A 16,901-nucleotide genomic window follows, 5' to 3' on the forward strand; every position below is an offset into this window, starting at 1 on the left:
TGGCGCTGAATCAGTCACCAGATGAATCGACTGACACACCGCTATCGGGGGCAAGCCCCCTCCCACATTGGGATCGCAGCCTAACCGTTAGAGGGAGCTCGACTTTCAGGCCGCCACGGGAGCAAGCTCCCTCGCCACAGGTCCTGCGCCATAGCCAGAATTGTGTAGATACCGAGGCCCCGATGGCGCTGAATCAGTCACCTGATGAATCGACTGACACACCGCTATCGGGGGCAAGCCCCCTCCCACATTTGGATCGCGGTCTAACCGTTAGATGGCGGTGGGCTGTCAGGCCGCCAGCGGGAGCAAGCTCCCTCGCCACAGGTCCTGCGCCATAGCCAGAATTGTGTAGATACCGATGCCTCGATGGCGCCGAATCAGTCACCTGATGAATCGACTGACACACCGCTATCGGGGGCAAGCCCCCTCCCACATTTGGATCGCGAGGTAACAGTTAGATTGTGGTCAGCTGTCAGGCCACCGGCGGGAGCAAGCCCCCTCCCACATTTGAACTGCGCCAGGCTTAAATCTCAGTCGCCACGAAAATCCCCGGCATTCAGCCCAAACCGACTCATCTTGTTGTACAGCCCGCCCCGCGACACGTTCAGTTGCCGCGCAGCCAGGCGGATATTGCCACCGGTGCTTTTAAGCGCGGCGACGATGGCGTGCATTTCGTGGCTGCTCAGGTCCTGGGCAGGGTGCGGTTCGTAGCCGCGCAGCGGGGCGCGTTGGCGGTTTTCCAATGGCAGGTCCACCGGTTCGATCAGCGCCCCCGTCGCCAAGTTGGTCGCCCGCTCGATGCTGTTTTCCAACTCGCGCACATTGCCCGGCCAGCCATAGGCCGAGAGCAATGCCATCGCCTCCGGTGAAAAGCCCTGCACCGACTTACGCAACGAGCGCGCACAGCGGGCCAGAAAGTGCCGCGCCAGCAGCGGAATGTCTTCACGGCGCATGCGCAGTGGCGGCACGGTCAGGTTGAGCACATTGAGGCGGTAGTAGAGGTCTTCGCGAAACGCGCCTTCCGCTACTGCCTGGCTGAGGTTGCGGTGGGTGGCGGCGATGATGCGCACGTCCACTTGCCGCGAATTTTTCGCGCCGACACGGGTGATCTCACCTTCCTGCAACACCCGCAGCAAGCTCACCTGGGCATCGAAGGACATGTCGCCAATCTCATCCAGAAAAATCGTACCGCCATCCGCCAGTTCAAACTTACCCGCCGAGCCGCCACGCGCCGAGCCGGTAAACGCGCCTTCGACATGCCCGAACAGCTCGCTTTGCACCAGGTCGCGTGGAATCGCGCCGCAGTTGACCGCCACAAACGGGCCGTTGCAGCGGTCGCTGCCGTTGTGGATGGCCTGGGCGAACAGCTCCTTGCCGGTGCCGCTTTCACCCAGGATCAGCGTGGTGGAATCACTGCGACTGGCGATGCGCCCCAGGTGCAGCGCGTCCTGGATCGCCCGCGAGTGCCCCTGGATGGTGTCGAAGGTGTAGCTGGCCTGGGTGCCGATGAGGCGTCGGGTGATTTCGCGGATGCGGCGGTTCTCCCGCAGTGACACGATCACCCCGCCCTGCTCCAGCGGGCACACCGAGACCAGGCAGGCGAGTTGGCTGCGGTTGTGCAGGTGGAAGGTGCAGTCGAGGTCGCGAACGGCCTCGCCCATCGAGTCGCTCAATTCGCTGCGCCCCAACTGCTGAAACGGCTGACCGATCAGCTCCAGCCCCACCCCGAACAGGTGCCGGGCATAGCGGTTGAGCGCCTTGATGCAGCCACGCTCATCCAGCACCACCAGGCCTTCGTTGAGCACTTCGAGGACGGTTTGCTGTTCTTCCAACAGACCTTGCAGGGCCATCTGCCGCGATACGGCGTCGGCCGCAGCCTGCACCGTGCCGAGGGTATGGAAGTGAAACCAGCCGGGCTCGGCGGTGAGGGTCAGCATGGCCAGGGTCTGGCCTTGAGCATTCTTGATCGGCGCAGCGGCGCAGTGCATGCGGCGCTGGCGCAGGCCGATACCGAAGTTTTCCTCGGCCAGCACGTACACCAGGCGATCTTCGGCCAGCGCCAGGCCGGTGCAGTTGGTGCCTTGTACCGATTCCAGCAGACGACTGCCCACGGGGGTGATGTCCAGCCCGCAGAAATACAGGGTGGTGCCGTCGGCATCGGTAAGGTTGATATGGCCGCGCGGGTTGTAGGCCAGCAAGCCTCGCATGACTTGCGCGGCGGCGGCGATCAGCACGCGGTGGGTGGCCTGGGTGGCGGCCAGGGTTTCGGCGGCCACGAAGCGGTACGCGTTGTCTGCCGGGTCAATACCGGCCGCGACGCTGCGCCGCCACGAATCCCAGATCACTTGGCGCACGTGCGCCGGGCGCTCGACCTGACCGGCCAGGCAGTCGCGCCAGGCCTGCTCCAGCGTGGCCACCGGGCCATCATTCAACGCAGCAGGCCCAAGGGCTGTGAGGTAGTCGAGGTCTTGCACGCTGAACGCCATGCTCATTGGGGCGGTATCCATGTTCATGTTTTTGACATGTCAGTATAGACATGTTCATTAAATGAACACTTTTCGCTTATGAATAATAATAAATCGCTATTTATCAATGAGTTATGAATTGGCACAGGCCTTGCTCCTACCCCTTAGCCCACCAGGACCGTCCTGGGGCCAATAACAACAAGGGGTTATTTCATGAGTACACAGCACATCCGCCTGGGTTTGATCGGTGCCGGTCGCATGGGCAGCTTCCACGGCCTGACCGCCGCTCGGCATATCCCCGGCGCCAGCCTGGCGGCGATTGCCGACCCAACGCCAGGCCAGGCCGCCCGCCTCGCCGCTGAACTGGGCGTGAGCAAGGTTTACACCGACCCTCAACAATTGCTCGACGACCCGGACATCGACGGCGTACTCATCGCCGCCCCCGCCCGCAGCCACGCCGAGCTGGTGATCAGCGCCGCCCGCGCGGGCAAAGGGATCTTCTGCGAAAAACCCATGGCCATCACCCTGGATGAGGCCGACCGTGCCATCGCGGCCGCGGCCGATGCGCGGGTGCCGCTGCAGGTCGGTTTCAACCGGCGTTTCGCCAAGAGCTTTCGCACCGCGCACCTCGACGTCGCCGCCGGCCGCATCGGCACCCCGCAGCTGCTGCGCTCGCTGACCCGCGACCCGGCGCTGAACAACCCGGCCGCTTCGCCGCAATGGGTGATCTTCCTCGAGACCCTGATCCACGATTTCGACACGCTGCGCTACCTCAATCCCGGCGCCGAGGCGGTGCAGGTGTACGTGATGGCTGACGCACTGATCGCGCCCGATTACAAAAACAAAGGCTTCCTCGACACCGCGGTGGTTGCGATCCGCTTCGACAACGGCGCCATCGCCACTGCCGAAGCCAATTTCCAGGCCGTGTATGGCTACGACGTGCGCGGCGAAGTGTTCGGCAGCGCCGGCATGCTGAGCATGGGCAGCCTTAACGAGTCCGACTTGGTGCGCTACCTCGCCCAAGGCATCCAGGCCGACACCCAGCGCATGGACACCGACCTGTTGCGCGACGCCTACATCGCCGAGCTCAACCACTTTGTCGATTGCCTGCGCAGCGGCGCCAAGCCCCTGGCCAGCGGTGAAGACGCACGCGCGGCGCTGGCGATTGCCCGTGCCTGTATCGAATCGTTCGAAACGGGCAAGGCGGTGACCCTATGAGCCCGTTCAAGCTCGCGATCAGCGCGGAGATGGTGTTTCTCGACCAGCCCTTCATCGAGCGCGTACAGCGTATTCATGCGCTGGGCTTCAGCGTTGAAATCTGGAACTGGACCCACAAGGACATCGCCGCCCTCGCCGCCACCGGTGCCGACTTTACGTCCATGACCGGCTACATCAGCGGCACCCTCACCGACCCCGACGGCATCCGCCAGTTGCTCGACAGCGCCCGCGAATCCTTAGGGGTCGCCGAGCAATTGAATTGCCCCAGCCTCAACCTGCACGGTACCGGCCTGGGTGACGGCGGCCTGCCCGTTCAACCCGTGAGCCAGACCACCGGCCGCATGTGGCTGAGCGCCTGCAAGACCCTGGAAAAAATCGCCCGCCTGGGGGAAGACGCCGGCCGTGTGTTCCTGCTGGAAAACCTCAACACCGAGGTCGACCACCCCGGCACGCCCTTTGCCCGCGCCGACGACACCCTGGCGCTGGTCGAGGCCGTGGGCAGCCCCCACTTGAAGATGAACCTGGACCTGTACCACGCGCAGATCGGCGAAGGAAACCTGATCGAGCTGATCCAGCGCGCCGGTACACACATCGGTGAAATCCAGGTGGCCGACGTGCCGGGACGCCAGGAGCCCGGCACCGGTGAAATCCACTACCCAGCCATAGCCAGGGCCCTGCACGCCATGGGCTACCGCGGCGTGGTCGGCCTGGAAGGCTGGGCCAGCGGCGACAGCGAGTTGGCCCTGGAGCGATTTCGCCAAGCGTTCACCCTATAACAATAAAAGGAACACCCTTATGAACCGCTATTCATTGATCGTTGCCACGCTGGTGTTGCTGTTCAGCCAATGGACCTTCGCCGCCTATCGCATCGGCGTGAGCATTGCCCGGGTCGACGATAACTTCATGACCTACGTGCGCACCGGCCTGGAAGCCGCCGCCAAGCAGCAGGATGTGCAGATCCAGTTCGAAGACGCCCAGGGCGATGTGGTGCGCCAGCTCAATCAGGTCGAAGGTTTCCTCAACCAGAAGGTCGACGCGGTGATCGTACTGCCGGTGGACACCGCCGCCACCGCCAACATGACCCGCGCCGCCGTGGCGGCGAAGACACCGCTGGTGTACGTCAACCGTCACCCGGACGAACGCACCCTGCCCAAGGGCGTGGTCACCGTGGCCTCCAACGACATCGAAGCCGGGCAGTTGCAGATGCGCTACCTGGCGGAAAAGCTCGGCGGCAAGGGCAATGTGGCGATCATCATGGGCGACCTCGCGCAGAACGCCACCCATGACCGCACCGAAGGCGCCAAACAGGTGCTCAAGGATTTTCCCGGTATCAAGGTGGTCGAGCAGCAAAGCGCCGAATGGCAACGCAGCAAGGGCATGGACCTGACCAGCAACTGGCTGCTGGCGGGCACCCAGTTCGATGCCATCGTGGCCAATAACGATGAAATGGCGATTGGCGCGGCCATGGCCTTGCAGCAGGCCGGCAAAACCAAGGGCGAGATCGCGATTGTCGGCATCGATGGTTTGCCCGACGGCCTGGCGGCGATCAAGCGTGGGATGCTCACGGCGTCGGTGTTCCAGGACCCGAAAGCCCAGGCGACCCAGGCGGTGCACGCCGCGGTGCGGATGATCAAGGGTGAGCCGATTGAGCCGGAGGTGTGGGTGCCGTTCGAACTGATCAAGCCCGAGCAGGTGGCGGTGTTTGAGCAGCGCTACAGATAGCCTGTCGTACCCAGCGCACACTGTGGGAGGGGGCTTGCTCCCGATGAGGGTGGGTCAGTTGATACATCCGTGCCTGACCCACCGCTATCGGGAGCAAGCCCCCTCCCACACTCAGTCCAGGTCGCTTGCGTCATGCCGTTCGGGTAACTGTTCCTCGCCAGACACCCGGTTCACCCGCCGCCCCCGCTGCACCGCCGGCCGCGCTTCGATCGCGTCCGCCCAGCGCAACACGTGCGTGTACTCATGCACCGACAGGAACTGCGCCGCGCCATACAAGCGGCCTTTGACCAACCCGCCATACCAGGGCCAGATCGCGATATCGGCGATGGTGTATTCATCACCCGCAATGTACTCGCTCACCGCCAGGCGCTGGTCGAGTACGTCGAGCTGACGCTTGGTCTCCATGGCGAAGCGGTTGATCGCGTATTCCATCTTGCTCGGCGCATACGCATAGAAGTGCCCGAAGCCACCGCCCAGGTACGGCGCGCTGCCCATCTGCCAGAACAACCACGACAGGCATTCCGCACGCGCCGCAGGCTCAGTCGGGAAGAACGCACCGAATTTTTCCGCCAGGTACTGCAAAATCGCGCCCGACTCGAACACCCGAATCGGCGTGGCGCCGCTGCGGTCCAGCAGGGCCGGGATCTTGGAGTTCGGGTTGACCCCGACAAAGCCACTGCCGAACTGGTCACCGTCGCCGATCTTGATCAGCCAGGCGTCGTATTCCGCACCGGTGTGGCCCAGCGCGAGCAACTCCTCCAGCAGGATCGTGACCTTCTGTCCATTGGGCGTGGCCAAGGAGTACAGCTGCAGCGGGTGCTTGCCCACCGGCAGTGCCTTGTCATGGGTGGCGCCGGCGATGGGTCGGTTGATACTGGCGAAGGTGCCGCCGTTTTCGGTGTCCCAGGTCCACACTGTTGGGGGTACGTAATCGGTCATGCTTACTGCTCCAGGCGTGCTTGCGATCAGCGAAGCGCTCCAGACTAAACCAAAGGTTGATGGCGCGTCACACCTGCAGCGCTTTACCCGCCGCCGCATGCTGCCGAGGCACCTGCACCCGTAACGCGATCAACAAGGCGGCCAGCAGCATCAAGACACCGGCACCGATAAACACGCCGTCGATACCGCTGAGGCTGAACATCACGCCACCCCCCGCAGCCCCTGCCGCAATAGCGGATTGCACCGACGCCACCACCATGCCACCGGCACTTTCAGCTTGATCCGGCACCGCGCGGGCCACCCAGTTCGACCACGCCACCGGCACCCCGCCAAAGGCCATGCCCCACAGCGCCAGCAGCAACGCCTGGCTCGGCAGCGAGGCCGGCAGCAGCACCAGGGCGAGCGCCGCGACGCCCACCAAGATCGGCATCAGCACCAACGTGCCGCGTGGATAACGCACCAGCATCCATCCGGCCAACAGCGTGCCGACGAAGTTGGCGGCGCCGAACCCCAGCAGCATCAAGGCCAGCCCTTCGGTGCCCACGCCTGTGGTGCTTTCCAGGAATGGCCGGATGTAGGTGAACAGCGCGAAATGCCCGGTGTGCACCAATACGCAGCCAAACATGCCGATGGCGATGCCCGGACGCCGCAGCACATCCAGTATCGTGCGCAAACGTGCGGTGCCCGTGGGGGCCAGGCGTGGCAGTGTGAACAGCTGGAACGCCAGCGTGATCACACCGACGGCGGCTGCGGCGACGAACGCACTGCGCCAGCCATACAAACCACCAAGGAAGCTGCCCAGCGGCACGGCGACCACCGTGCCCACCGCAATGCCACTGAAGATGATCGACAGCGCACGGGGCAGCAGCGCCGCCGGCACCAGGCGCATCGCCACCGCTGCCGCCATGCTCCAGAAACCGCCCAGGGCGACGCCCAGCAGGATGCGCATCAACAGCAGCACCGCCAGGCTGGAAGAGAGCGCCACCAACAGGTTGGACGCAATCATCAGCAAGGAAAAACCCAACAGCACCACGCGTCGGTCGATGCCACGCGTCAGGCCGGGCACCAGCAACCCGGCGAACAACGCCACCACGGCCGTCACGGTCACCGCCTGGCCGGCGAGCGCCTCTGACACGCCAAGGTCCATCGCCATCGGCGTCAACAGGCTGGCCGGCAGGTATTCCGCCGTCAACAATCCGAACACCCCCATGGCCAGGGAAAACACCGCCATCCAGGCCGGGTCTGTGGGCTCCGCCTGCGAATGGACAGAGGGTTGAGCTACACAATCATTCATCACACGACATCCTCGGGAAATTAGCGCGACGGCCAGTCTAGGTTCGTCACATCGGATGATCTATGATGCAAACCCTTGAGTTTTTGACCGAAACCCCGAACATGACGACAGCGGCCCCTTTCAACCTGTCCTCCGACCTTATCGACGAGCTGCTGCGCGGCATGCGCCTGCGCGGGGTGCAGTACCGGCGCATCCAGGCCGGGCCGAGCTTCGGCATGGGCTTTGAGGCCAAACCTGGACACGCCTATTTCCACTTCCTGGCTGCAGGGACGGCCACCCTGCGTACCGACGACGGCAGCCTGTTTGAGTTGTCGGCGGGCAATGCGGTGTTCATCTCCCACGGCGGCGCCCATGCGCTGTCATCCACCGCGGACGGGCCGGTGCAGGACATCAAGGGCTTTGACGCCACGCCGCTAGGCGAGACCGTCTGCGCGGTGGATGCATCGCCCGACACGCTCCCGAGCACCTTGCTGTTCAGCGCCTGCATGGCGTTCGAGCTTGGCAGTATCCAGGGGCTCGGCAGCCTGATGCCGGCCTTGATGCTGATCGACGCCCAGGGCCAGCGTTACCCCGGCCTGATGCCGATCCTGGCGGTGATGGAACGCGAAGTCAGCGCCGCTCGCGTCGGCTACTCCGGCATCCTCGCGCGCCTGGCCGATGTGGTGGCCGCGATGATCGTGCGCGGCTGGGTGGAATGCGCCTGCGGCAATGCGTCGGGGCTGGTGGCGGCGCTGCGCGACGCACGGTTGGCCGGTGCCCTGCTCGCCCTGCACCAGCAACCCGGCCGCGCTTGGAGCGTGGCCGAGCTGGCCGCGCACTGTCACACCTCCCGTTCGGTGTTCGCCGAGCGCTTCCAGGCCACCCTGGGTATCCCCCCCTTGCGCTACGTGACGGAACTGCGCATGCGCCTGGCCAGCCAATGGCTGACCCTGGAGCGGTTGCCCATCGAAGACGTCGCACTGCGCCTGGGCTACACCTCCCAGGCGGCGTTCAGCCGTGCATTCAAGCGCATCACCGGCCAGCCACCGGGGGCCAGCCGCCACACCCTGCGGAGCCCGGCATGAACGCTCGCCTCGACGACATCCTGGCCGACCGCCTGGACGTGGTGTTCTGCGGCATCAACCCCGGCAAGGGCTCCGCCGCCCTGGGCCTGCACTTTGCCAATCGCAGCAATCGCTTCTGGCGCACCTTGCACCGGGCGGGCTTCACGCCCCAAGAAATCCGCCCGGAGGACGGCCGTACGTTACTGGACTATCACTGCGGCTTGACCACCGTGGTCGAGCGCCCTACCGCGAGCGCGGGCGAGCTGGCACGGCATGAATTCACCGACGCGGCGGCAGCGTTTGAACAGAAAATCCACCGCCACGCACCGCGTTTCGTGGCATTTCTCGGCAAGGCCGGCTACAGCGCGCTGTCCGGTCAACGCGAGATCGGCTGGGGGTTGCAGCCGCAGCGGCTGGGCGGTGCGTCGGTGTGGGTGTTGCCCAACCCGAGCGGACGCAACCTGGCGTTCAGCCTGGAGCAATTGGTGGAGGCGTATCAGTCCCTGCGCGAGGCCATTGCGCTCGTCGACCCCGCGCCCTTAATCTCTTGAGTCCATCACCTTGTGAGCAATGGAGGCTTCATGAAACTGATCGGTATGCTGGACTCGCCCTACGTACGCCGCGTGGCCATTTCCCTGGAGTTATACGGGGTGGATTTTGTGCATGAGCCGCTGTCGGTGTTCCGCACGTTCACCGAGTTCTCCCAGATCAACCCGGTGGTCAAGGCGCCGACGCTGGTGCTGGACGATGGCACGGTGCTGATGGACTCCAGCCTGATCCTGGACTACCTGGAAACCCTGGCCCCGGCGGATAAAAAGCTGCTCCCGTCGCAACCCGCCGCGCGTGCCCGCGACCTGCAAACACTCGGGCTGGCCCTGGCGGCCTGTGAGAAAAGCGTGCAGATCGTCTATGAACACAACCTGCGCCCGGCCGAGAAGCTGCATGCGCCCTGGCTCGACCGCGTCAGCGGGCAGTTGCTGGCCGCTTATTCGTTATTGGAAAAACAGCTGAGCGACAGTGAAGCACTGAGCCAGGCCTCGATTACCGCGGCAGTGGCCTGGTCGTTCAGCCAGTTCACCGTGGCGTCGGTGGTCAAGGCGGATGCGTTTCCCAACCTCAAGCACCATGCCGAGCGCCTCGAACAGCACCCGGCTTTCAAGAAGTACCCGATCGAATAACCCCCCCTATCCAATGTGGGAGGGGGCTTGCCCTAATGCCAGTCAGTTAAGGATGAGCACCGTACCTGTGGCGAGGGAGCTTGCTCCCGCTGGGTCGCGAAGCGGCCCCAGCTCTTTGTTTCAAAAGACTGGGACTGCTGCGCAGTCCAGCGGGAGCAAGCTCCCTCGCCACGGGGTACTTTTCGCTCTTGCTGCTTCTTAACTGACTGGCATTAGGGCAGGCCCCCTCCCACATTCAGCCAGTTCACCGTGGCGTCGGTGGTCAAGGCGGGTGCGTTTCCCAACCTCAAGCACCATGCCGAGCGCCTCGAACAGTACCCGGCTTTCAAGAAGTGCCCGATCGAATAACCCCCCCTATCCAATGTGGGAGGGGGCTTGCCCTAATGCCAGTCAGTTAAGGGTGAGCACCGTACCTGTGGCGAGGGAGCTTGCTCCCGCTGGGTCGCGAAGCGGCCCCAGCTCTTTGTTTCAAAAGACTGGGACTGCTGCGCAGTCCAGCGGGAGCAAGCTCCCTCGCCACGGGGTACTTTTCGCTCTTGCTGCTTCTTAACTGACTGGCATTAGGGCAGGCCCCCTCCCACGTTCAGCCAGTTCACCGTGGCGTCGGTGGTCAAGGCGGATGCGTTTCCCAACCTCAAGCGCCATGCCGAGCGCCTGGAACAGCACCCGGCTTTCAAGAAGTACCCGATCGAATAAACACCCCCTATCCAATGTGGGAGCGGGCTTGCCCTAATGCCAGTCAGTTAAGGGTGAGCACCGTACCTGTGGCGAGGGAGCTTGCTCCCGCTGGGTCGCGAAGCGGGCCCAGCTCTTTGTTTCAAAAGACTGGGACTGCTGCGCAGTCCAGCGGGAGCAAGCTCCCTCGCCACGGGGTACTTTTCGCTCTTGCTGCTTCTTAACTGACTGGCATTAGGGCAGGCCCTCTCCCACGTTCAGCCAGTTCACCGTGGCGTCGGTGGTCAAGGCGGGTGCGTTTCCCAACCTCAAGCACCATGCCGAGCGCCTCGAACAGCACCCGGCTTTCAAGAAGTACCCGATCGAATAACCCCCCCTATCCAATGTGGGAGGGGGCTTGCCCTAATGCCAGTCAGTTAAGGATGAGCACCGTACCTGTGGCGAGGGAGCTTGCTCCCGCTGGGTCGCGAAGCGGCCCCAGCGCTTTGTTTCAAAAGACTGGGACTGCTGCGCAGTCCAGCGGGAGCAAGCTTCCCTCGCCACGGGGTACTTTTCGCTCTTGCTGCTTCTTAACTGACTGGCATTAGGGCAAGCCCCCTCCCACATTCGGCCTGTGCAGCCCGGCTCAGACCCAGCCGCCATCCACAATAAAGTTCTGCGCCGAACACATCGCCGAGGCGTCAGAGGCGAGAAACAGCGCCATATTGGCGATGTGCTCCGGCAGCACACTGCCCGGCAGGCACTGGCTGCGGCTGATCAGTTCCTTGGCGGCATCATCGACCCACATCGCCAGTTGTTTCTCGGTCATCACCCAACCCGGCACCAGCGTGTTCACACGGATGCGGCTCGGCCCCAGTTCCCGGGCCAGGGCGCGGGTCATGCCGTGGGCGGCGGCTTTGCTGGCGGCGTACACCGGGTAGCCGGCGGAAGCCATCATCCAGCCGACCGAGCCGAGGTTGATGATCGCCCCGCCGCCCGCGCCTTTCATCATCGGCACCACGGCCTTGGCGGCCAGGAAGGCGTGCTTGAGGTTGACGGAGATCAGCCGGTCGAACATCTCCGAGTCGACTTCTTCCAGGGTGTGGCGCACGTCATTGGCGGCGTTGTTCACCAGCACGGTGATCGGCCCAAGGGAGTGTTCGAAACGCCCGATGGCCGCCTTGTAGGCGATTTCATCGGTGATGTCGCAGTTCACGAACTCCACGGTGTGCCCGCGCGAACTGAGCAGCGCCGCCAGGCGTTCGCCCTGGCTTTGCGCGCGGTCCACAAACCCGACTTTGGCGCCTTGCGCAGCGAAGGCGCGCACCATGAATTCACCAATGCCCGAGGCGCCTCCGGAAATCAGGACGGTCTTGCCTTCAAGGTCGGGGTAAACGGCGTGTTGAGTGCTCATAGAACAGGTGCCTCGCTCAATTAGTCTTATTTTATTTTGCAAATACGGCATTAAAGGCTATAAATTCGCTGTCTTATCGACAAAATATCGCACATTAGTAGAACTATTCCACTCAAAACAACAAAAGGAAGTTCGATCATGAAGCACCCTCGATACCTGCTCTCGGGCCTGGCCATGTCCTTGCTGATCGCCAGTGGCGGCGCCCAGGCCGCAGGGCTCACCAGCGAACACAAACCGTTTGGTAAAACCAACGACGGCACCGCCGTCGAACAGTACATCTTGCGCAACAGCCACGGCATGCAAGCCACGGTGATCACCTACGGCGGCGTGCTGCAGTCGCTGAAAGTGCCGGATAAAAACGGCAAGGTCGACGACGTGGTACTCGGCTTCGACGACGTGCAGGGCTACCAGGCTGGCACCGCGTTTTTCGGTGCGACCATCGGGCGTTTCGGCAATCGCCTCGCGGGCGGTGCCTTTGAGCTCGACGGCAAGCGCTACCAGGTGCCACTCAACGACGGCCCCAACTCGCTGCACGGCGGCGCACAAGGCTTCGACAAGCATGTTTGGAAGGCCTCGCCCGTCAAATCCAAGGACTCGGTCGGCGTCACCCTCACCTACCTGTCCAAGGACGGTGAAATGGGCTTCCCCGGCAACCTGAAAACCGAAGTCACCTACCGCCTCAACGATAAAAACGAACTGCACATCGACTACAAGGCCACCACCGACAAACCCACAGTGCTCAACCTCACCAACCACAGCTACTTCAACCTCGCCGGCGCGGGGAATGGCGACATTCTCAAGCAGGTCGCCACCTTGCATGCCAGCCATTACACCCCGGTGAATGCCACCTTGATTCCGACCGGCGAACTGGCCCCCGTCAAGGGCACGCCGATGGACTTCCTCAAACCGACGCCGATCGGCCAGCACATCAAGGAGGATCATCCGCAGCTCAAATTTGCCGAGCCCAAACAAGGCGGGTTTGACTTCAACTGGGCGCTGGACACCAAAGGCGACGTGAAGCAATTGGCCGCCGAGGTGCATGACCCTGAGTCAGGTCGGCGCTTGCAGCTGTACACCACCGAGCCAGGGGTGCAGTTCTATACCAGTAACTTCCTCGACGGTTCGGTGAAGGGCAAGGCTGGGAAGACCTACCTGCACTGGAGTGGTTTCACCTTGGAGACCCAGCACTTTCCGGATGCGCCAAACCAACCGACATTTGCCTCCACCCGCCTGAACCCAGGGCAAACCTACACCCAGAGCACCGTCTTCAAATTCTCCGCAAACTAAACATGTGGGAGGGGGTAAGCCCCCTCCCACATTTAATCCTCATATGGCATGACTCAGCGTTGTTTCATGCGGTCGATGACCACGGCCAGCAGCAGGATCGAGCCACGGATCACGTACTGGTAGAAGGTGTCGATGTTCTTCAGGTTCATCGCATTCTCGATGATCGCCAAAATCAACACCCCGGCGATCACATGACGGATCATCCCGACCCCACCGCTCAACGACACCCCGCCCAGCACGCAGGCCGAGATGACGGTCAGTTCAAAACCCTGCCCGATCATCGGCTGGCCCGAGGTCATGCGTGACGCCAGGATCACCCCGGCCAATGCGCCGATCACACCGTGTACGGCAAAGATCAGGATCTTGGTACGGTCGACGTTCACCCCCGCGAGCAACGCCGCTTCCGGGTTGCCGCCGATGGCCATAGTGTTGCGCCCGTAGGTGGTGTAGTTGAGCAACCAGCCGAAAAACATGAAGCACAGGATCGTGATGATGATCGGCACCGGCACGCCCAGCAGTTGGCCGTTGCCGAAGATAAAGAACTGATCCTGGGACACCCCCACCGCCTTGCCGTTGGCAAAGATGTACGCCAGGCCGCGCACGATCTGCATGGTCGCCAAGGTGGTGATCAACGCGTTGACCCGCAGCTTGGCGATCACGATGCCGTTGATCAGCCCCACGACCAGGCCCATCAGCAGCGCGGCGCCGATGCCCAGCATGACGCTGTCGGTATCGCGCATCACAATCGCCGCGACCACCCCGGCGCAGGCAATCACCGAGCCCACCGACAAGTCGAAGTGCCCCGACGCCAGGCAGAACAGCATGGTGCAGGCGGCAATGCCCACGGTGGAAATCGCCAGGCCCAGCCCGCGCATGTTCAATGGGGAGAGGAAGTTATCGATGAGCAAGGCGCAGAGCAAAAAGATGCTCACCGCCGCCAGCAGCATGGCCCAGTTGTCCAGCAGTGCACGCACGTCCAGGGGTTTGCGCGCGGTCGGCAGCGCATTGTTTTGGATTGTCATGATCGTCTCTCAGTTCGCCAGGCTACGCGGCAAAGCCAGCTGCAGCAGGTTGGATTCAGTGGCGTGTTCGCGGGTTTGTTCGCCGCGCATCGCGCCTTCGCACAGCACCAGGATGCGGTCGGAGATACCCATCACTTCCATCAGGTCGCTGGACACTACGATGACCGCAATGCCTTGGGCCGCGAGGTTATGGATGATCTGGTAGATCTCGGCCTTGGCGCCGATATCGATGCCACGCGTGGGTTCGTCCAGCAGCAGGACTTTCATCGGCATCGACAGCCAGCGTCCCAGGATCGCCTTCTGCTGATTGCCGCCGGACAGGTACATGATTTTCTGCGCCGCATTCGGCGTTTTGACTTTCATCGCCTGGATCTGCTGGTCGGCGTTGCGTTTTTCCCAGCCGTCACGCAGCAGCCAGCCGAACGTGGAATGAGCACCGCGCGCACTGATATTGATGTTCTCGGCCACGCTGGACAGCGGAATGATGCCCTCCTTCTTGCGGTCTTCCGGGCACAGCAGCACACCGGCGGCGATGGCATCGCGCGGTGAGCGCAGTTGCAAGGCTTGCCCGCAGAGTTCCAGTTGACCGGCGCTGGCACGTTCCAGGCCGCTGAGCAGGCGGAACAACTCGGTACGTCCGGCGCCCACCAGCCCGAACAGGCCGAGGATCTCGCCTTTGCGCACATTGAAACTGATCGGCTCACGCAGGCCTGGGCCGAGCAAACCGTCGACCTTGAGCGCCACTTCGCCCTGTTCACGCGGACGGTAGTCGTAGATGTCCTGGATATCGCGGCCGACCATGCAGGTGACCAACTGGTCGTGGGTCAGCGCACTCATGTCATCGAAGGTGCGCACGTAGCGGCCGTCCTTGAACACCGTCACGGCGTTGCAGATGCGGAACACCTCTTCCATGCGGTGGGACACGTAGAGCACCACTTTGCCCTCGTCGCGCAGGCGCGTGATGATCGCCATCAAGCGGTCGATCTCGCGCGCCGAGAGGCTGCTGGTGGGTTCGTCAAAGGCAATCACATGGGCACCACGGGACAGCGCCTTGGCAATTTCCACCAGTTGGCGCTGGCCCAGGGACAGGCGGCCGAGCTTTTCCTGCGGGTCGATTTCATCGGCCAGGCCTTTAAGGCAGGCCAGTGCCTGCTGGCGCAACAGGCTGCGATTGACCACACCGAAACGCGACGGCAAATGCCCGAGGAACAGGTTCTCGGCCACGGTCATTTCCGGCACCAGGTGCAGTTCCTGGTGGATCACCGCCACGCCGCTGGCAATGCTGTCGGCGGCGTTTTTGAAGGCCATGGTCTGCTCGCCGATCTGCAGCGTGCCACTGCTGGGGATATAAGCACCGCCGAGGATTTTCAGCAGCGTCGACTTGCCCGCGCCGTTTTCGCCCATCAAGGCGTGCACTTGCCCTGGGTAGGCGGTGAAGCTGATGCCATCCAGCGCCTTGACCCCAGGAAAGGTTTTGCCGATGCCGTTGAAGCTCAACTGGGCAGCAGCGTTGTGTGTCTGTAATTGCGCGTGCATAACCACCTCGTCACACCAAACCGGCGGCCCCGTTGTGGGGGCCGCCATGCCAAACACTCAGTTCCACAACCCGATCTTGGTCAGTTCTTCCTTGAAGTTCTCGCGGGTGATCAGGGTCACTTCGTCCATGGCGGTGTACTTCGGTGGCTCGGTGCCTTTGGTGACCCACTCGTACATCATCAGCGCCGTGTTGTAGCCCTCGATATGTGGGCTAGGCAGCATGGAGCCGAAGAAGCCGCTGTTGGGTTTCTTCAGTTCGCCGATGGCATCGGTGCCATTGATGCCGATACCGATCACGTTGGCGGCTTTGAAGTCGGCGCTTTCGGTGGCGCGCACGCCGCCGAGTACGGTGTTGTCGTTCATGCCGCCGATGATCAGGTTTTTCGCGCCGCTGGGCAGCTTGACCAGGGCCGAGTTGGTGGCGTCCATGCTGCCCGGTACATCCAGGGTCTTGGCGGCGGTGAACAGGATGTGATCCTTGGGAATGCCGGCTTCCTCCAGGGACTTGACCGAGCCGTCGGTGCGTTTCTTGCCGGTGTCGAGTTCGTTGAAGGTGTTGATCACGGCGTAGGTGTCTTTCCAGTCCCAGCCACGTTTTTTCGCTTCAGCCGCCATGGCCGCGCCCTGCTTCTGGCCCACTTCGAAGGCGGCCATGCCCAGGTACGGCACGTCTTCCATGAAGGCGCCCTTGGCGTCGACGAAGCGGTCGTCCACGGCGATGACTTTCAGCCCATTGGCTTTGGCCTTGGCGACGATGGCCGGGCCGAGGGACACGTCCGGCGGGCAGATCACAAAACCCTTGGCGCCGTTGGCCGCCAGGCTGTCGATGGCCGAGAGGGTTTTCTCGCCATCGGGCACGGCGATCTTGATCACAGTGAAGCCATGTTCCTTGCCGGCTTTTTCGGCAAACGCCCACTCGGTCTGGAACCACGGCTCTTCAGCCTGCTTGACCAGAAAACCGATCTTCACTTCTTCAGCGGCCAGCAACAGCCCGCTCAGGCTCATGGCCGAGACCGCCACAGCGGCGCAGCACAGGGAACGGATACCACGACGACGATTCATACGGGTGACTCCTTGTTGTTGTTTTTAGGTAGAACTCTAGAAGCGGGCTGGCAAGGAACCCACTCCC

General features: G+C 62.9%; 14 protein-coding genes and 2 pseudogenes. 9 read left to right on the plus strand and 7 right to left on the minus strand.

Annotated elements, in window-relative coordinates:
- Positions 1-530: 530 nt before the first annotated feature.
- Entirely contained in the window at positions 531-2,492 is a 1,962-nt protein-coding gene (locus tag BM403_RS29765; RefSeq protein ID WP_093546699.1) for a sigma-54 interaction domain-containing protein, read from the minus strand.
- A gap of 186 nt (positions 2,493-2,678) precedes the next feature.
- Here BM403_RS29765 and BM403_RS29770 point away from each other — a divergent pair, with 186 nt between their 5' ends.
- From BM403_RS29770 to BM403_RS29780, 3 genes are read left to right on the plus strand one after another with little or no spacing between them, the layout of a single operon-like run.
- Entirely contained in the window at positions 2,679-3,683 is a 1,005-nt protein-coding gene (locus tag BM403_RS29770) for a Gfo/Idh/MocA family oxidoreductase (protein WP_012723609.1), read from the plus strand.
- A complete protein-coding gene (locus BM403_RS29775) occupies positions 3,680-4,459 on the plus strand; it encodes a TIM barrel protein (RefSeq protein WP_012723608.1) in 780 nt (259 codons plus the stop codon). The genes BM403_RS29770 and BM403_RS29775 overlap by 4 nt, the downstream gene beginning before the upstream one ends.
- A gap of 19 nt (positions 4,460-4,478) precedes the next feature.
- Complete coding sequence (locus BM403_RS29780) at positions 4,479-5,405, plus strand: sugar ABC transporter substrate-binding protein (RefSeq protein WP_012723607.1); 927 nt, start codon at positions 4,479-4,481, stop codon at positions 5,403-5,405.
- A 111-nt stretch (positions 5,406-5,516) separates the two neighbouring features.
- On the opposite strand, the gene yghU is transcribed toward BM403_RS29780, so the two are convergent.
- Together yghU and BM403_RS29790 are read right to left on the minus strand one after the other, a co-directional pair.
- The gene (gene yghU, locus BM403_RS29785) at positions 5,517-6,344 is read right to left on the minus strand and encodes a glutathione-dependent disulfide-bond oxidoreductase (RefSeq protein WP_012723606.1); all 828 of its coding nucleotides are present in this window, start codon (positions 6,342-6,344) and stop codon (positions 5,517-5,519) included.
- A 67-nt stretch (positions 6,345-6,411) separates the two neighbouring features.
- On the minus strand, positions 6,412-7,638 hold the full coding sequence (locus tag BM403_RS29790) for an MFS transporter (protein WP_043205176.1): 1,227 nt from the start codon (positions 7,636-7,638) through the stop codon (positions 6,412-6,414).
- Between the two features lie 65 nt (positions 7,639-7,703).
- Here BM403_RS29790 and BM403_RS29795 point away from each other — a divergent pair, with 65 nt between their 5' ends.
- The 5 genes and pseudogenes from BM403_RS29795 to BM403_RS31780 all read left to right on the plus strand — a co-directional run.
- The gene (locus BM403_RS29795) at positions 7,704-8,702 is read left to right on the plus strand and encodes an AraC family transcriptional regulator (protein WP_052308707.1); all 999 of its coding nucleotides are present in this window, start codon (positions 7,704-7,706) and stop codon (positions 8,700-8,702) included.
- On the plus strand, positions 8,699-9,232 hold the full coding sequence (gene mug, locus BM403_RS29800) for a G/U mismatch-specific DNA glycosylase (RefSeq protein ID WP_093546702.1): 534 nt from the start codon (positions 8,699-8,701) through the stop codon (positions 9,230-9,232). The genes BM403_RS29795 and mug overlap by 4 nt, the downstream gene beginning before the upstream one ends.
- Positions 9,233-9,262: 30 nt before the next feature.
- Positions 9,263-9,859 carry a glutathione S-transferase family protein gene (locus BM403_RS29805; RefSeq protein WP_093546705.1) on the plus strand — a complete coding sequence of 199 codons (597 nt, stop codon included), beginning with the start codon at positions 9,263-9,265 and terminating at the stop codon, positions 9,857-9,859.
- A 231-nt stretch (positions 9,860-10,090) separates the two neighbouring features.
- Positions 10,091-10,207 (plus strand): annotated as a pseudogene (locus BM403_RS32330) (glutathione S-transferase); the annotation flags it as partial.
- A 231-nt stretch (positions 10,208-10,438) separates the two neighbouring features.
- Positions 10,439-10,555: pseudogene (locus BM403_RS31780) on the plus strand (glutathione S-transferase); the annotation flags it as partial.
- A gap of 604 nt (positions 10,556-11,159) precedes the next feature.
- Here the strand turns inward: BM403_RS31780 and BM403_RS29810 are convergent.
- Positions 11,160-11,927, minus strand: coding sequence for an SDR family NAD(P)-dependent oxidoreductase (locus tag BM403_RS29810; RefSeq protein WP_012723601.1), 768 nt, complete (start codon positions 11,925-11,927; stop codon positions 11,160-11,162).
- Between the two features lie 138 nt (positions 11,928-12,065).
- Between BM403_RS29810 and BM403_RS29815 the strand changes: the two genes are divergently transcribed.
- Positions 12,066-13,214 (plus strand): aldose epimerase family protein, encoded by a 1,149-nt coding sequence (locus BM403_RS29815; RefSeq protein ID WP_093546707.1) that lies wholly within the window; start codon positions 12,066-12,068, stop codon positions 13,212-13,214.
- Between the two features lie 53 nt (positions 13,215-13,267).
- Here BM403_RS29815 and araH read toward each other — a convergent pair whose 3' ends face one another.
- Genes araH through BM403_RS29830 form a run of 3 tightly spaced genes read right to left on the minus strand, consistent with a single transcriptional unit; the run spans position 13,268 to position 16,834 of the window.
- Positions 13,268-14,236, minus strand: coding sequence for an L-arabinose ABC transporter permease AraH (gene araH, locus BM403_RS29820; RefSeq protein WP_064052942.1), 969 nt, complete (start codon positions 14,234-14,236; stop codon positions 13,268-13,270).
- 9 nt (positions 14,237-14,245) lie between these two features.
- The gene (araG, locus tag BM403_RS29825; protein WP_093546710.1) at positions 14,246-15,772 is read right to left on the minus strand and encodes an L-arabinose ABC transporter ATP-binding protein AraG; all 1,527 of its coding nucleotides are present in this window, start codon (positions 15,770-15,772) and stop codon (positions 14,246-14,248) included.
- 57 nt (positions 15,773-15,829) lie between these two features.
- Entirely contained in the window at positions 15,830-16,834 is a 1,005-nt protein-coding gene (locus BM403_RS29830) for a substrate-binding domain-containing protein (RefSeq protein ID WP_093546713.1), read from the minus strand.
- Positions 16,835-16,901: the final 67 nt, after the last annotated feature.

It is taken from the genome of Pseudomonas sp. OV546 (assembly GCF_900116845.1).
Taxonomy (GTDB): domain Bacteria; phylum Pseudomonadota; class Gammaproteobacteria; order Pseudomonadales; family Pseudomonadaceae; genus Aquipseudomonas; species Aquipseudomonas petroselini.

What these genes read in the sequence shown, in the direction of transcription:
- araH (WP_064052942.1), bottom strand. Translation starts at nt 14,236, where the DNA reads ATGACAATCCAAAACAATGCGCTGCCGACCGCGCGCAAACCCCTGGAC.
- BM403_RS29780 (WP_012723607.1), top strand. Translation starts at nt 4,479, where the DNA reads ATGAACCGCTATTCATTGATCGTTGCCACGCTGGTGTTGCTGTTCAGC.
- BM403_RS29815 (WP_093546707.1), top strand. Translation starts at nt 12,066, where the DNA reads ATGAAGCACCCTCGATACCTGCTCTCGGGCCTGGCCATGTCCTTGCTG.
- BM403_RS29775 (WP_012723608.1), top strand. Translation starts at nt 3,680, where the DNA reads ATGAGCCCGTTCAAGCTCGCGATCAGCGCGGAGATGGTGTTTCTCGAC.
- BM403_RS29795 (WP_052308707.1), top strand. Translation starts at nt 7,704, where the DNA reads ATGCAAACCCTTGAGTTTTTGACCGAAACCCCGAACATGACGACAGCG.
- mug (WP_093546702.1), top strand. Translation starts at nt 8,699, where the DNA reads ATGAACGCTCGCCTCGACGACATCCTGGCCGACCGCCTGGACGTGGTG.
- BM403_RS29830 (WP_093546713.1), bottom strand. Translation starts at nt 16,834, where the DNA reads ATGAATCGTCGTCGTGGTATCCGTTCCCTGTGCTGCGCCGCTGTGGCG.
- BM403_RS29805 (WP_093546705.1), top strand. Translation starts at nt 9,263, where the DNA reads ATGAAACTGATCGGTATGCTGGACTCGCCCTACGTACGCCGCGTGGCC.
- yghU (WP_012723606.1), bottom strand. Translation starts at nt 6,344, where the DNA reads ATGACCGATTACGTACCCCCAACAGTGTGGACCTGGGACACCGAAAAC.
- araG (WP_093546710.1), bottom strand. Translation starts at nt 15,772, where the DNA reads ATGCACGCGCAATTACAGACACACAACGCTGCTGCCCAGTTGAGCTTC.
- BM403_RS29765 (WP_093546699.1), bottom strand. Translation starts at nt 2,492, where the DNA reads ATGAGCATGGCGTTCAGCGTGCAAGACCTCGACTACCTCACAGCCCTT.
- BM403_RS29790 (WP_043205176.1), bottom strand. Translation starts at nt 7,638, where the DNA reads ATGAATGATTGTGTAGCTCAACCCTCTGTCCATTCGCAGGCGGAGCCC.
- BM403_RS29810 (WP_012723601.1), bottom strand. Translation starts at nt 11,927, where the DNA reads ATGAGCACTCAACACGCCGTTTACCCCGACCTTGAAGGCAAGACCGTC.
- BM403_RS29770 (WP_012723609.1), top strand. Translation starts at nt 2,679, where the DNA reads ATGAGTACACAGCACATCCGCCTGGGTTTGATCGGTGCCGGTCGCATG.